The 14,833-nt window shown below is 70.1% G+C and carries 13 protein-coding genes and 2 pseudogenes; 4 read left to right on the forward strand and 11 right to left on the reverse strand.

The annotated features are described in order from the left end of the window. From G5C60_RS28900 to G5C60_RS28940, 9 genes are all read right to left on the reverse strand, one after another. Positions 1-1,045, reverse strand: a 1,045-nt coding sequence (locus tag G5C60_RS28900) for a CoA transferase (RefSeq protein ID WP_165263875.1), incomplete at its 3' end; no start/stop codon positions are given. A gap of 7 nt (positions 1,046-1,052) precedes the next feature. After that, the gene (locus tag G5C60_RS28905) at positions 1,053-1,817 is read right to left on the reverse strand and encodes a crotonase/enoyl-CoA hydratase family protein (protein WP_165263876.1); all 765 of its coding nucleotides are present in this window, start codon (positions 1,815-1,817) and stop codon (positions 1,053-1,055) included. Positions 1,818-1,881: 64 nt separating this feature from the next. Further along, entirely contained in the window at positions 1,882-2,646 is a 765-nt protein-coding gene (locus G5C60_RS28910; protein WP_165263877.1) for an SDR family NAD(P)-dependent oxidoreductase, read from the reverse strand. A 204-nt stretch (positions 2,647-2,850) separates the two neighbouring features. Further along, positions 2,851-3,528, reverse strand: coding sequence for a TetR/AcrR family transcriptional regulator (locus G5C60_RS28915; RefSeq protein ID WP_165263878.1), 678 nt, complete (start codon positions 3,526-3,528; stop codon positions 2,851-2,853). 111 nt (positions 3,529-3,639) lie between these two features. After that, the gene (locus tag G5C60_RS28920) at positions 3,640-4,881 is read right to left on the reverse strand and encodes an ABC transporter substrate-binding protein (protein ID WP_165263879.1); all 1,242 of its coding nucleotides are present in this window, start codon (positions 4,879-4,881) and stop codon (positions 3,640-3,642) included. Between the two features lie 110 nt (positions 4,882-4,991). Continuing rightward, on the reverse strand, positions 4,992-6,089 hold the full coding sequence (locus tag G5C60_RS28925; RefSeq protein WP_338145956.1) for a branched-chain amino acid ABC transporter permease: 1,098 nt from the start codon (positions 6,087-6,089) through the stop codon (positions 4,992-4,994). After that, the gene (locus G5C60_RS28930) at positions 6,082-6,972 is read right to left on the reverse strand and encodes a branched-chain amino acid ABC transporter permease (protein WP_165263880.1); all 891 of its coding nucleotides are present in this window, start codon (positions 6,970-6,972) and stop codon (positions 6,082-6,084) included. The genes G5C60_RS28925 and G5C60_RS28930 overlap by 8 nt, the downstream gene beginning before the upstream one ends. Continuing rightward, entirely contained in the window at positions 6,972-7,784 is an 813-nt protein-coding gene (locus G5C60_RS28935) for an ABC transporter ATP-binding protein (protein WP_165263881.1), read from the reverse strand. The genes G5C60_RS28930 and G5C60_RS28935 overlap by 1 nt, the downstream gene beginning before the upstream one ends. Continuing rightward, complete coding sequence (locus tag G5C60_RS28940; protein WP_165263882.1) at positions 7,781-8,593, reverse strand: ATP-binding cassette domain-containing protein; 813 nt, start codon at positions 8,591-8,593, stop codon at positions 7,781-7,783. The genes G5C60_RS28935 and G5C60_RS28940 overlap by 4 nt, the downstream gene beginning before the upstream one ends. 241 nt (positions 8,594-8,834) lie before the next feature. Between G5C60_RS28940 and G5C60_RS28945 the strand changes: the two genes are divergently transcribed. Next, on the forward strand, positions 8,835-9,875 hold the full coding sequence (locus tag G5C60_RS28945; protein WP_165263883.1) for an LLM class F420-dependent oxidoreductase: 1,041 nt from the start codon (positions 8,835-8,837) through the stop codon (positions 9,873-9,875). Between the two features lie 62 nt (positions 9,876-9,937). Here G5C60_RS28945 and G5C60_RS52365 read toward each other — a convergent pair. Both G5C60_RS52365 and G5C60_RS53765 read right to left on the reverse strand, forming a co-directional pair. Continuing rightward, positions 9,938-10,265, reverse strand: a pseudogene (locus G5C60_RS52365) (aromatic-ring hydroxylase C-terminal domain-containing protein); the annotation flags it as partial. Positions 10,266-10,454: 189 nt separating this feature from the next. Continuing rightward, positions 10,455-11,120: an RICIN domain-containing protein gene (locus G5C60_RS53765; protein WP_338145957.1), complete on the reverse strand. Its 666-nt coding sequence runs from the start codon at positions 11,118-11,120 to the stop codon at positions 10,455-10,457. Positions 11,121-11,468: 348 nt separating this feature from the next. Here G5C60_RS53765 and G5C60_RS52375 point away from each other — a divergent pair, with 348 nt between their 5' ends. From G5C60_RS52375 to G5C60_RS28970, 3 genes and pseudogenes are all read left to right on the forward strand, one after another. Next, positions 11,469-11,720: a hypothetical protein gene (locus G5C60_RS52375; protein ID WP_241267152.1), complete on the forward strand. Its 252-nt coding sequence runs from the start codon at positions 11,469-11,471 to the stop codon at positions 11,718-11,720. 1,241 nt (positions 11,721-12,961) lie between these two features. Then, a pseudogene (locus G5C60_RS52380) lies at positions 12,962-13,069 on the forward strand (oxidoreductase); the annotation flags it as partial. A gap of 111 nt (positions 13,070-13,180) precedes the next feature. Then, positions 13,181-14,743, forward strand: coding sequence for an FG-GAP and VCBS repeat-containing protein (locus G5C60_RS28970; protein WP_338145958.1), 1,563 nt, complete (start codon positions 13,181-13,183; stop codon positions 14,741-14,743). Positions 14,744-14,833: the final 90 nt, after the last annotated feature.

The raw sequence follows: 14,833 nt of genomic DNA on the forward strand, positions 1-14,833 counted from the left end.
GGGCGGGCTGGAGGACTCCCGTGGCGTCGGTGAGGAAGGTGCCGCGTGCGGCGTTGTGAGGATGGCGCGGTGCCTCCACCAGCGACAGCACGGGGGTGACGCACGCGTCGGCGTCGGCGAACACGGCGGCCCAGTCGTCGCGGGTCCGGGCGGCGAAGACCTCCGCCAGGCGCCGCCGCATGACCGGCCAGCGGGAACGGTCCCACTGCCCGGTGAAGTCGGCATCCTCGACCAGGCCGAGCCGTTCCAGGAGGGTGGCGAAGAAGGGCGCCTCGATCGCGCCGACCGCGACGTACTCGCCGTCGCGGCAGCGGTAGACGCCGTAGAACGGGGCTGTGCCGTCCAGGTAGTTGACGCCCCGGTGGTCGGTCCACCGCCCCTCGTGCAGACGGCTGTAGATCATGGCCAGCAGCTGAGCCGACCCGTCCACCATGGCGGCGTCCACGACCTGGCCTTCCCCGGTGGCGCGTGCCTGCACGACCGCGCACAGCACACCGAAGGCGAGCAGTGCGCCACCGCCGCCGAAGTCGCCGAGCAGGTTGAGCGGCAGGACCGGCGGACCGTCGGCCGGCCCGATGGCCCCCAAGGCCCCCGACAGGGCGATGTAGTTGATGTCGTGCCCGGCCCGCGGCGCGAGCGGCCCGTCCTGCCCGAATCCCGTCATCCGTCCGTAGACCAGGCGCGGGTTGCGGTCCAGGCACGGGCCGGGGCCCACGCCGAGCCGTTCGGCCACCCCTGGCCGGAAGCCCTCCAGGAGGACATCGGCATCCGCCACCAGGTCGAGGACGGCGCCGACGCCTTCCGGGTGCTTGAGGTCGATGGCGGCCGAGCGCCGGCCCCGGTGCAGGACGGGATCGGGCCTGCCGGCCACGTCCGACGGGCGCTCGACACGGATCACATCCGCACCGGCGTCGGCGAGGAGCATCGCGCAGAACGGCCCCGGCCCGATGCCCCCGAGCTCGATGACCCGCAGCCCGGTGAGCGGCCCCGGGCCCGCGTCGGGTACGGCGCCGTTCGCACGTTCCTGGTCTTGTTCTTCGTTCACCGGCCGCTCACCGGCCTCGCCAGACGGGAGCGCGCTTCTCGGTGAAGGCCGACGCGCCTTCCCGAGCGTCTTCCGAGTTGAACACCAGCTCGACGATCGGCTTCTGACGGTCGAACAGCTCGTCGCGTGACCAGCCGGGAGACTCCACGAGGATACGTTTGGTGACCCGTACGGCGAGCGGACCGTTGGCGGCGATGGCGGAGGCCAGCAGCCTCGCCTCCTTCAGCGCGCCGCCGGGTGGAGTGAGCCGGTTGACCAGTCCGAAGTGGTGGGCCCGGTCCGCGGTGAGGACATCGCCGGTGAGGGCGAGTTCCATCGCGATCTGGTACGGGATCCGGCCCGGCAGTCGCAGCAGTCCCCCGGCCACCGCCACCAGACCGCGCTTGACCTCGGGCAACCCGAACTTGGCGTCCTCGGCGGCGACGACCAGATCACTCGCGAGTGCGATCTCGCATCCGCCCGCCACGGCGTAGCCCTCGACGGCGGCGATCAGCGGCTTGCGCGGCGGGGTCTCGGTGAGGCCGGCGAAACCGCGCCCCTGCACGTGGGGGCGCTCGCCCCGCAGGAACGCCTTGAGGTCCATGCCCGCGCAGAAGGTGCCGCCCGCGCCGGTGATGATGCCGACCGCGAGGTCGTCACGCTCGTCCAGCTCGTCCAGCGCGGACGCGATCGCCTCCGCGACGGCTCGGGTGACCGCGTTGCGGGATTCGGGCCGGTTGATGGTGATGACGGCGATGCCGTCGCCGTACTCGACCAGTACTTCGTCTGCCACGGAAGCTCCTTTGCGGTGGCCAAGCGGTGGTCGCGGTTGGGGAGTAGCGGTTGAACGCCGGCCTTCAGCGTGGGGCCAGGCGGATCGCGCCGTCGAGGCGGATGGTCTCTCCGTTGAGCATCGAGTTGTCGATGATGTGCAGGGCGAGTTGTGCGTACTCGTCCGCCGCGCCGAGGCGCGGCGGGTGCGGCACCGCGGCAGCGAGCGCGTCGAGCTTCTCCTTCGGCCGCCTGCCGAGCATCGGTGTGTCGAACAAGCCGGGCGCGATGGTGACGACCCGGATGCTCTTGCTCGCCAGATCCCGGGCCGCACACACGGTGAGGCCGGCCACTCCGGCTTTCGACGCCGCGTACGGGGCCTGTCCGATCTGCCCCTCGAACGCCGCGACCGACGCTGTCATGACCACCACTCCGCGGTCGCCGTCGAGTGGTTCGTTGCAGGCCATACGGGCGGCGGCGAGCCGGAGCACGTTGAAGGTGCCGATCAGGTTGACGTCGACCACGGCACGGAAATGGTCGAGATCACCGGCGGTGCCGTCCTTGTTGACCACGCGGAGCGGCCCGCCGCGGCCCGCGCAGTGGACGACCGCGCGCAGCGCTCCTGTCCGCTCGGCGGTGTCGAGGACGGCGGTCATGTCCTCGGTGCTCGTCACGTCGGCGGGGACGAAGACGGCCTCGGGGCCGAGGTCGCGGACGGCACGGTCGCCGTCCGAGGAGGGCAGGTCCGCGATGGTGACGCGGGCGCCGGCCTTGAGCAGCCGCCGTGCCGTCGCCAGGCCGAGCCCCGACGCGCCGCCGGTCACCACTGCGGATATTCCGCTGGTCTGCATGGACGCTCCAGTCGGTCGAGTCGGTGTCGGATCTGCCGCCGCCGGCGCCGGCAAAGGCGCGGCGACTGCCGTCGTACGCCGGGCCACGGGCCGGTCGTTGCGGTCGGGACCACAGCCGATGCGGAGAAAGAACTTGTCGAACGATCGTTAAGTTAGGTCGCCGTCTCACCCACTGTCAATGACCGCGACGAAAGTGCGGGCGACCTACCGGGACGGCGCCTCGCCGTGCCCGAGCATTGCGAACGCCAGCCGCACGTACCGGTCGCACAGCTCCGTCGTCCCGAGGTCGCCGGACGGGTCGTACCACTGGGCGACGGCGTTACACATGGCCATGACCGCCCGGCGGGCGTCGTCCGGGTGCGGGGTCCGGAAGACTCCGCCGGCGATGCCGTCGTCTATGGCCTTCTGGAAGAGTCCCGATACGGCGTGCCGCCTTTCGATGATGGGGTTGCGGTACTCGGGTTCGAGGTAACGGAGTTCCTGGAGGGTCAGCAGACTCTCGACCCGCCGCCGGACCCGGTAGTCGACCGTCACTCTGACCAGGGCGGCCAGCCGCGCGGCGGGGTCGTCACCGGCCTGGGTCAGTTCCTTCTCGCAGTGACGGAAGTAGTCGTCGAGGGAGTCCTCGATCAGGGCGTGGAAGAGCTCCGCCTTGCCGGAGTAGTAGTAATAGAGGGCGGACAGACTCATGTCGGCCCGCTTGGCGATGTCACGGATGGAGGCGCCGAAGTAGCCGCGCTCCGCGAAGACATCTCGTGCGGCGTCCATGATGGCGTCCCGGCCGTTTCCCCGGGGGCTGGAGGGACCGTTGCCCGCCGCCTTGCCGCTCTTGCCCGCTGCCTTGCCGCTCTTGTCCGCCGCTTTGCCGCTCGTCGTATCCATGGCCCCAGCCTCCCAGAATGAACGAACGATCGACAAAGCCGGCTCTCCTGCCATGCGGAGCCGAGGGCCGGCGCACCGCCACCGCCGGCCCGCCTGGCACAGTCCCCAGTGTCATCCGGCCGACGGAACCTTGTACTCCTTCGCCAGGTCCGATGCGAAGAAGTCACCGCGTGCTTTGACTCCGGCGAAGACACCCTTGTCCACACCCAGCACCTGGGCCTCGCGCGAACTGGGCTCAGCGGGATCGGAGAAGTCCTGAGGCGGGAGCAGGCCCGGTAGCGTGAAGTCGGTGACAGCGCTGCGGGCCTTGAGCACGCCCGGGCGGGTGAGGTCCTTGCAGCTCTTGCCGATAATCTCGGCGTAGAGCTTGGTCATGGCGTAGGCGTGGACGACTCCGCTGCTGGCCTCCGGTGCCTTACCGTACTGGTCCTTCCAGGCAGCGGCCAGCTTGCGAGCGGCGGCATTGTCCTCGCCGATGCCGCCAAGACCGGAGAGCCTGGAGTAGTGCTTGGTGAGCGCGGGCGCCGCAGACGTCTTGAGCAGGCTGGTGGCGAAGGTCGACACCCCGCCCATGATCGGCACCTCCATGCCGGCCGACTGCGCCACTGCCGCCACCGAAGCCGCCTGCTTGGGCGTCGAGTCGACCACGATCGCCTTGACCTTCGCCGACTTGAGCGCGTTGACCTGGCTGGTGAGGTCGGTCGCGGTGGGGTCGATCTGCTGGCCGACGATCTTCAACCCCAGCTTCCCCGCAGCGAACTTGCTGCCCCGCAGGCTGTTCTCGCCGATTTCTCCCTGGAGGTAGATGTGCCCGACGGAATCGCCGCTGCGCAGTTCGCCCTTCCTCACGAGCCAGTCCAGACCGTTGATCGTCTGGATGTCGTAGGTGGCGCCCAGGACGATCAGGTGCTCATCCCCGAGCAGAGTCGACGCGAACGTGGTCAGGCCCGCGAGTTCGTCCTTCGCCTTGATCTTCTCCCGCAGCGCCGTGACGACCGGTGAGCCGAGGATGTTCAGATACCCGAGGACCTGCGGATCCATCTCGTCGTACGCGGCGACGGCCTTCTGCGGGTCGTAGCCGTGATCGCGGGTGACCAGTGCCAGCTTCCGGTCGCAGACACCGCCTGCCGCGTTGATGTCCTTCACGGCGAGGTTGCTCGCGTCGAGGATCGTCTTGCCGGTGCCCGCGAACGGGCCCGACAGATCCATCAGCACCCCGAGGTTGATGGTGGAGTCGCTGACCCCGGGCGCGGCGGCGGTCCCGGCCGTTTCGGCCTTGGTGGAGCAGCCGGCAACCGCCAGCGTGAAGGCCAGGGCCGTGGCCGCCAGGCCGACTGTGCGCGATTTGTGCATCGGTGTGTCTCCTCGCTGAGAAGCGGATGAGGTGGTTGACAGCACACGTCCGGCAAGGTGGGGGGCGGGTCAGGAGTGCCTGAGACGACGGACGGCTGGGGAGCGGGGGTTCAGGGAGCGGCGGCCGCGGCCGGGCGGCGGCTTCGTAGAGGTCGAACGGCGCCGGTCAGTGCCGCCAGACCGCCCGGCTGGACGATCACGGCCACGATGACGACCGCGCCGTACACGAACTGGGCCGCTGTCGACGCGTCCAGTCCCTGCCCGCCGGCCCCGGTGACGAACGGCAGTGAATCCGCGTAGCGGGAGAACAGCAGGGGCAGCGTCACGACGAAGACCGCGCCGGCGAGCGCGCCACCCACGGATCCGAGGCCGCCCAGGATGACCATCACCAGATAGTTGACCGACAGGTTGAGGCTGAAGTAATCGGGGACGGTGCGCTGGAAGGCCAGTGCCGTGAGCACACCGGCAGCGCCGGCATACATCGACGACAGTACGAAGACGGCTGCCTTGGTGCGTCGTATGTCGACGCCCATGGCGCTCGCGCCGATCTCGCTGTCCCTCATGAGCCTCAGCGCCCTGCCGGGCCGGCCGCGCAGGACGTTGCGGCCGAGCAGCGCCGCCCCGACGGTGACGACGAGGAACAGATACCACTGGCTCTCGGCGGCACCGAACGGAACGCCCAGGACGGTGACGTCCGCCTGGTCGGAGAAGGAGAACCCGCCGATCGACATCGGCACGACGGTCCGGCCCTCGAAGCCGCCGGTCACCGGCTTCATGTTCTGCAGCAGATGGTGGCCGAGGAACACCAGGCCCAGGGAGGCGATGCCCAGGTAGATGCCGTGCAGGCGGCTGGAGACCGGGCTGAACAGCAGGCCGCAGACGCCCGCCAGCAGGACGGCCAGGACCGCGGCGAGAAGCGGGGGGAGGCCGAGACCGGACACCCCGCCGTCGCTTTCTCCGGCCAGGAAGGCATAGCCGTATGCGCCGACGGCGACGAAAAAGGCGTGTCCCAGGGACAGTTGTCCCGCCGCGCCGAGCAGGATGGTGAGGCCGATCGCGCCGACCGCCGCCGCCATCGCGAACAGGCCCATGTTCAGCCAGAACGCGGAGACATACAGGGGCAGTGCCAGGAGGACCACCAGGGCGGCGGTCAGCGCGCACAGGGCCGGCACACGCCCTGCCATGGGGAGCCGGGACGTCTCAGGCACGGCTGACCTCCTTCGCGCCGAACAGGCCCGAGGGCCGCCACAGCAGAACGCAGATCATGATCACGTAGGCCACGACGTCCCCCAGCCCTCGCCCGAGGAAGGAGAGGGCGTCCTGGTACTCGGCGACGGTCACCTCGGCGATGCCGATGACCAGCCCGCCCGCGATCGCCCCGCCGAGCGAGTCGAGGCCGCCGATGATCGCGGCGGGGAGCGCCTTGATGGCCACGGTCCCGGTACTCACGGCCACGCCGGGGCTGGGGAACGACGCGAGACCGATGCCGGCCGCGACGGCGAGGAGGCCGGCCGTGATCCAGGCACCTGCCGAGACCCGCTTCAGCCGGACACCGGCGAGCGCCGCGCCCTCGCGGTCCTCGATCGAGGCGCGCATGGCCAGGCCCCAGCCGGTGTGGCGGAGGACCGCGGCGAGGCCGGCGATCAGCAGCGGCACGGTGAGGATGGTGATGATCACGGACAAGGGCAGTACCACTGAGCCGAAGTGGACCACGTGTCCGTCCCAGGGAGCGCCGAGTGGCAGCACGCTCTCCCCGATGCGCCAGCTCAGTTCCGCGGTGAGCACCACGTTGACCCCGATGGTGAGGATCGCCAGCGCATCATGCTTGCGGCCGTCGACCCGGGACAGCAGCAGTCGCTCCACCGCCAGCCCCAGCGTCCCGGCCGCGACCAGGCCGAGCGCCACGGCGGCCGCGAAGCCGATGTGCGGGCTGGTCTGCGCCACCACCCACACACCGAAGAGCAGAAACGAGGCGTGCGCGAAGTTCACCGTGCGGGTCGCCTTGAAGACGATGACGAAGCCCAGCGCGATCAGGGCGTACAACAACCCCAAAGACACACCGCTCAGCAGGATTTCGACTCCGCGGGTCATCACGACAACCTCTCCGCCACCTGGTCGTTTCCGGATTCCATGGGCACTCCCAGATAGGCGCTGATCACTTCCGGATGCTGCCTTACGTGTTCCGGCGTGCCGTCCGTGACGACCTTGCCGAAGTCGAGGACGGTGATGCGGTCGGCGATCGACATGACCACTCCCATGTCGTGCTCGACGAACACCACGGTCAGACCGAGCGCGTCACGTGCCGCGGAGACCAGCCGGGCGAGTTCCGCGCTCTCCGCGGTGTTCATCCCGGCGACCGGTTCGTCGAGGATGAGCAACCGCGGCTCCAGGCACAGCGCCCGCGCGAACTCCAGGCGCTTGAGATCCCCGTAGGCGAGGCTCGCCGCCGGGCGGTCCAGAACGCCGGACAAGCCGGCGAACTCCGCGATGTCGCGCACCCGCGCTTCGTGGACACGCTGTTCACCGCGGCCCAGTCCCAGTGCGGTCGCGGCGATGCCGGACCGGGTCAGCCGATGCCGGCCGACCATGAGGTTGTCGAGTGCGGACTCGACCGGTGACACGACGATATTCTGGAAGGTGCGGGCGACTCCCCTCCGTGCCACCCGGTCCGGACGCAGGCCCGTCACCTCCTGACCGTCCACCATGATGCGGCCCGAGGCGACACGGTAGATCCCCGACAGGGCATTGAGCAGCGTTGTCTTCCCGGCACCGTTGGGACCGATGACGGCATGGATCGTTCCGGGCCGCACGGTGAAGGACACACCGTCAAGCGCGCGCAGGCCGCTGAACACCACGCTCACGTCCTCGACACGCAGTTCCGCTGCCGTTGGAGTCGTCGTCATGCGGACCACCTGCTCAGCGTCGGCGTGTTTCCGGTTCCGGGCCCGGGCCGCGGTGCGGATCCTCCGGCGCCCTGGCCGGCGTCCGCGTCCGCGCCCAGGTAGAGGCGTCGCACGTCGTCGCTCTGCGCCAGTTCGTCCGTCGGTCCGCTCAGTACGACCCGGCCGAGGTCGAGCACACAGGCCGAGTCGGCGACCGAAAGCGCCATCGCCGCGTTCTGCTCCACCAGCAGGACGGGGACCCCTTCCCGGCTGATCTCGCGGATGGTCTCGCCCACGAGATGCACCAGCCGCGGCGCGAGGCCGAGGGACGGCTCGTCGAGAAGCAGGAGTCTCGGTTGCGCCATCAACGCCCGGGCGATGGCGAGCATTTGCTGCTCGCCGCCGGACAGCGTCCCGCCACGGGCGCGTCGCCGCTCGGCGAGCTGCGGGAAGAGCTCGTACATCCGACGGCGTGTGCGCTCACGCACCGCCGACGACCGCACGGTGAGCGCACCGGCGTTCAGATTTTCCTCCACCGTCAGACCGGCGAAGATGTGCCGTCCTTCCGGTACCTGTACGAGCCCGTGCGCCACCGTGCGAGCCGTGTCCACACCGGTGATCCGTTCGCCACGGAACCGGACGGAGCCTTCGGTGACCCCGCCGCCGTACAGGCCGAGCGTGCCGGAGACGGCGCGCATGAGCGTCGTCTTGCCGGCGCCGTTGCTGCCGAGGAGCGCGACGACGCCACTGCCGCCGACGTCCAGGGACACCCCCCGCAGAACGGGTGCGCGAGCGCCGTACCGGACGACCAGTCCATCGATTTCGAGCACTTCGGCCTCCCTTGCCGCTCTGAAGCAACGCCAAAGCGTCACTCATCGATCGTTCGTTAAGGCCAGCGCGAACGTAGGGTGAGCCACGTCACTCGGTCAAGGTCCCTGCACATGATCGCTTGAAACAACACGGGGTGAAGGACTGTGAGGCCACCCGGTTCCGTCTGGACAGGAAGGCCGGTACGGTGTTAAACGATCGTTCGATAAAATGGCAGTCGGTCAGAAGACGAGGGGCCTTCGCATGCGTATCGGTATGACAATGGATTACAGCGGCGACTTCATCGAATCGGTCCGTGCCGTAAGGGATTTCGAGACGGCAGGGGTCGAGATCGCCTTCGTGCCGGAGGCCTACTCGTTCGACGCCGTCAGCCGACTGGGCTACCTCGCGGCTCGTACCGAACGCCTGGAGATCGCCTCCGGGATCCTCCCGGTCTTCACCCGTACGCCGTCGCTCCTGGCGATGACCGCCGCCGGTCTGGACGATCTCTCCGGCGGCCGGTTCACGCTGGGCCTCGGAGCGTCGGGACCGCAGGTGATCGAGGGCTTCCACGGGGTGCCGTACGACGCGCCACTCAGCCGCACCCGCGAAGTGGTGGAGATCTGCCGTCAGGTGTGGCGGGGCGAACCGGTGGTGCACCCGGGTCCGAAGTACCCGCTTCCGCTTCCCGCCGAGCGGGGCACCGGGCTCGGCAAGCCCCTGAAACTCCTCAACAAGCCGGTCCGCTCCCGCATCCCCATCACCCTGGCCGCGATCGGCCCGAAGAACGTCGAGCTGACGGCCGAACTCGCCGAGGGCTGGCTGCCCGTGTTCTTCCATCCCGGAAAGGCCGCCGAGGTGTGGGGAGCGGCCCTGACCGCAGGGCTGGCCCGGCGCGATGCGGCACTGGGCACGCTCGACATCACCGTGACGGCGCCTCTGGCCGTCGGCGACGACGTGGAACACCTGCTGGACCGAGCTCGGCCAAAACTGGCGCTCTACATCGGGGGGATGGGCGCGAGGAACAAGAACTTCTACACCCAGCTCGCCGGTCGGTACGGCTACGAACGGGAGGCGGCGCACATCCAGGACCTGTATTTGGCAGGCAAGAAGCAGGAGGCCGAAGCCGCCGTTCCCGAGGGTCTGTTGAGGGCCACATCCCTCGTGGGGACGAAGGAACAGGTCGCCGGACAGCTCGACGCGTTTGCCGCCGCCGGAGTGACGACGCTGTGTGTGAGGCCGCTGGCCGATACGCACGCGGAACGCCTCCACGCCGTCGAGCGACTGCGCGACATGCTGGACTGACGCCTCGCGCGTAGCACGATGCGGGCGGGGAGCCCTGAGAGGGCATGGTTGCTCAGGCGAAATCAGTTGGCGGGCTTGCCGAACCAGCGGAAGAGGTGGTCGTCCAGGTCCTGCTGATCGTCGCCGATCCAGGCGACGTGGCCGTCGGGGCGTAGCAGGACGCAGGGAACATCCAGTGCGGCAGCGGGGTCCGCGAGGTAGTCGACCCGGTCTGACCAGCCGCCGACGGTCAGGCGTTCGGTGCGGTCCAGTAGCAGGCCCGCGGCCGCGATGCAGCAGACCGTAGAGGTGGCTCTGTTCCACGTCGATGTCGCGCAGGCGGCGGTCGAGCAGGTCGGGGCCTTCGCCGAAGTCGTAGCGGATGCTGATCGCGGTGATCTTCTCGATCAGGCCGGCGGGGTGGTTGTTCCGATGGACTACCGGCCGGCACGTGACGGGCGCCGCCCTGAGGGCCGTCGATGACGACACCCTCGACCCGATCTGCGCGCCGAGGTAGCTGCCGAGGACGCCCTCCGCGCCCGGACCGAGTGCTTGCGATGGGTCTCGGTGCGGCCGGGAATTCCGCACCGCACCGTTCCGTCACAGGGCATCGAGCTGCCACTGCTGGTTGGTGCCGGTACCGGCGAGCCACTGGATGACGCGGGCGTTGTCGGCCGTGGAGCCGTCTGCGACGTCCGCGCACCAGCCGTTGCCGACGTTGACGAGCCGGTAGTAGGCGCCGCCCGCGTCGACGAGCTTCCACCGGTGGTTGTCGCCGCCCGTGTCCTGCCACTGGACGAGCTGGGCGCCCTGGGCGGAGCCGCCGGGGCTGTCGAGGACCTTGCCGCTGTGGCGGGCGGCCAGGCGGAAGGAGCCGTCGGCGTTGGGCAGGAACCGCCACTGCTGGTTGGTGGCGCCCGACGAGGTGTACTGGTGATCTTCCCTCCGCCGGCAGCGCTCGCGCCGGAGACGTCCAGGGCCTTGCCGCTGCGCCGGTTGACCAGCCGGAGCCGGCCGCTGAGCAGGGAGACGGTGATGTCCGTGCGCTGCCCGGCGGCCGGCGTGACCTTGCGCGCGTGGGTGCCCAGGGGCGAGGAGGCCACGGTCGCCGACGTGGTCACTGATGTCATGCCGCGGCGGCTGATGAGGGTGACGTCCTGGTTGACGGGGGAGCTGATGGACAGGGTGGCGGTGCGGGCGGACAAGTCCCAGCTGAAGGTGTGGACACGGATGCGAGCAGCTCCCGACGGGGACGGTGGACCGCACGGTCCGGGGCCTGCACGGGGTGGTCGTCGGCACCCCCGGCGGCGTAGGGGAGTTGATGGCCCACCTGACCGGCCTTGGCCACCTCCTCCGGCACGCGCAGCCCGGCGGTGCGCAGCCCCATCAGGAGCCCTAGCAGCACATAGCTGCTGTGGACCAGCACCGCGGTAGACGCCCTCGTCCCGGCGCACCAGATCCTCGGCCGCGGCCAAGCCCGCGTCGCCTGGGGCGGTACCGGGTCCAGCATGATCAGTTCGCCTCCCCCCGTCGGCCACTGAGTTCGTACTGCAGGGTGGGGCGGACCGGACCGGCGCGACCCTGTGGCCGTTGTCGGTTGACGGGTTGCTTCTGTTGGCGACGGTGGGCGTTCTGAAGCCGCCTCGTGGGGATGACCGGCTCACGCGCTCTGTGGTGTGGCTGGCCTTTCTGCTCGGGATCGCTGTTTCCCTTGCGGCCAACATCGCGGCGGCGCCCGCTTTGGCGTGGAAGCCGGTGTTGGTGGCGGGATGGCCGCCGGTGGCGCTGCTGCTCGCGGTGGAGCTTCTTGCTCATCGCTGCGGCCGATGGCGTCGGGATCGATGCTGCAGACCACTCCAAGGATGAAGTCGCTGTTGCCGGTGATCCGCTGTTGGAGCGTGCCCGGCAAGTGGATGCTCGGCATCGGGAGCTGCATCAGCGCCCGGTGTCGGCCGAGTCGTTGCGCAAGGAGTTGCGGATCGGGGCGGAACGGTCACGGCAGTTGGTAGCTGTGGTGCGTGCAGGGCGTAACGGCAGTGGGCGAGGCTGAGTACTCGGTGATCTCCCTGGGGCGGTACTGAGGAGAGGCCGTCTTGAGTCAAGGCGAACTGCTGCTGCGCCCGCGCTGGGCGTGGAAACCGATGTAGGTGGCGGGCCGGCCGCCAGTCGCGCTCCTGCTGAACCGGACAGTGGGAGGAGCGAGTACCCGCGCTCCTCAGAGCGCGATCTCATGCGTGCTCCTTGTAGGCCCAGGCGGATGCGTGGTTCGGAGCGCGTGGCCACGGGGCGGTTGCAGCCGGCGACCCGCAGGAGAACACGTCCGATTGCCGCTCTACGCCCGCGTACATAGAGGTTGAAGCGGGCCAGCCAACGGCTGTGCGTGCGCTCGGTGGCATGTCCATCGAGGACGACGTTTGCGATCAAGCTCAGATCGGGCAAGGGCAGCCTGCGGCTGGGAGTTGTCTCCCAACAAGAGCTGCTGGTCAGCCGTTTACGCCGTGCTTTCCTGTAGGCCCAGGCGAGCCGGGCGGCGGTTCTCGCCGGGGGCGCGCGCAGCCGTACCCGCCACGCCCCGGAGATCGCCGAGTGAAACGCGCCCTGCCCGGCGCCGACACCGTTCTTGCCGAGGCCGCAGCCCGCGGACGGCGCCCCACCGTGACCGCGATCGAGCGGCTCCTGGACATCCCGCACGCCACCTTCCACCGGCACTACGCCGAACGCGCGGACGTGGGGACACAGCTGGTGTCCGAGCTTCGAACCAGCATCCAGTCCATGCCGAGCAACGCCCTGACCGGGTCCCCTGACGACAAGCCGTTCGACCCGAAGGACTTCCCCGTGGTCCCGCGAGCCGCACGGCGGGTGGCCGGACGAGGAAGCCGCCGAGTACGACCGGCTGTTCGAGGACCTGCGGAAGGCCATCGCCGCCGTACAGGCGCACCCGTGGTGGGAGCGCCTGCGAGCATGAGGGGATCAAAGGAGCCGACCTGGTCGCCACCCGCATGGCCCTCAAGCACGCCGACGGCGGCGTACCCCTCCGCCAGGAGGACGTCGACGCGACGGCCTGACTGCCGCAGCTCATGTCTTGGCCCCGGTGCCCTTCGGCTGCGGCCATCTCGCCCGATGCCATTGCTCGTGCGATCGCCTATGCGATCAGCCAGCCCGCCGATGTCGACGTCAACGAGCTGGTCATCCGGCCTGTGCGGCAGCGCCCGTAGCTCGGGAAGCGTGGGGTGAGCAGCACGTCGTACACGAGGCGGGCGGAACCGCCGTGGGCGGCTGACGCGTGCTGTGTCGTACGGGGTCGGTGAGGCGACGAGGAGGGGCGTGTGCGGGGACTTATCGGCAAGCGGCAGTGGGTGTTCGGGGGCGGGGCGGTGGTCCTCGCGGTGGTTCTCGCGGTGGCCCTCGTCGTGGGGTCCGTGCTCGCGGACGACGAGCCGAGGGACATCACCGCGCCGCACGCGTGCCGCACCACCACCCACGGCACCGCACCGGCCGCCGGCGCCGCCTCGGCCGAGCCGGGCCCGGCCGCCCCCATCGCCGACTTCGATGGTGACGGCCACTCAGATGTGGCCCTGGCCGCAGGCGAGGGAGACGTCGAGAACGGCTACGTCGGCGGGAGCATCCAGGTGGCGTACGGCTCAGGTGCCGGGACCGGCCTGGAGCGGTGCCAGTACCTCACGCAGAGCGACCCGGGGATACCCGGTGAGGCGCGCGACGAGGCGATGTTCGGGCTCGACACGGTGGCCCGCGACTTCGACGACGACGGCTACACCGACCTCGCGGCCTCCGTGTTCGAGAGGGACGGCGCCCACGTGATCGTCATGTGGGGCTCGCAGCGGGGACTGACCCAAGCCGCCCGGGTGCCGGGGACGGACGGCAGCCATGTCCCCAGGATGCGGGAGCCCATCCTCGAGGAGCAGCTCGCCGCCGGTGACTTCGACGGCGACGGGCACGCCGACCTCGTCTTCGGGCTCGGCTCCGACAAGGGACTGCTGAAGGGCCCGTTCCGGCGGGACGGCGCCCCCGCCGGAACGGGCAGGGTGCCCGCGCCCCGGATGCCCGACGACCTGTCGGGCGAGGCGGCGTACCGGGATCTCGTCGCTGGGGACCTCAACGGCGACGGCATCGACGATCTGGTGAGCTTCCACGACGACGACACGGGCGGCGAGGAAGACTGGTCCGGCCTGCACTGGGCCGGCAGCTACCTCCAAGGCGGCCGGAAAGGCTTCGCACGGCCGGACGGCACGCACGTCCCCGCCGGGGCGACGGCGACGGTCGGCGACGTGGACGCCGACGGCTACGGCGACCTGGTCGTGAGCCCTCGGGGCGGCCGGGCGAGCCGCAGCTCGGTGACCGTGGCGTACGGCACCGAGAACGGCCCGGGGACCCGGACCACGACCATCGACCGCGACTCCCCGGGCGTGCCCGGCAAGGAGCCCCGGACCGCGGACGACGACGCCGTGTTCACCTCCCTGGACACCGGCGACGTGAACGGCGACGGCTACGCCGACGTCGTGGCCGGAGCTCCCCGGGCCGAGGTGTACGCGAAGGCGGGCCCGGAAGAGGTGCTGCTCTTCCTGGGCACACGGCACGGTCTGACGGGCAGGGGCACCCGCGTGTTCGACGAACGTGACGTCCATGGCGTCCCGGGCAGGGACCACGCCTTCGGGCAGGCCGTCGGCCTCACCGACCTCGACGGCGACCACCGGGCCGATCTCGTGGTGTCGGCGCCGGGTGACGACACGAGCCCCAGCTCCGCGTGGTTGTTGTCCGGCGCCGCCGACGGTCTGTCCACCCGGGGTGTCACCCGCCTGCACGGGAGTTCCTTCTCCGATCCGAAGAGCGTGCCGTCCCTCCTGATGGGCAGCACGGGGATCGCCCGCTAGCACGATGACGCGGCGAAGGCGGCATGCGGACCGTCAGGCTTTCGGCTGGGCCATCGCCGACCACACGCGCCCGAGCCGGTCACCGACACC

It is taken from the genome of Streptomyces scabichelini (assembly GCF_011045015.1).
Lineage (GTDB): Bacteria > Actinomycetota > Actinomycetes > Streptomycetales > Streptomycetaceae > Streptomyces > Streptomyces scabichelini.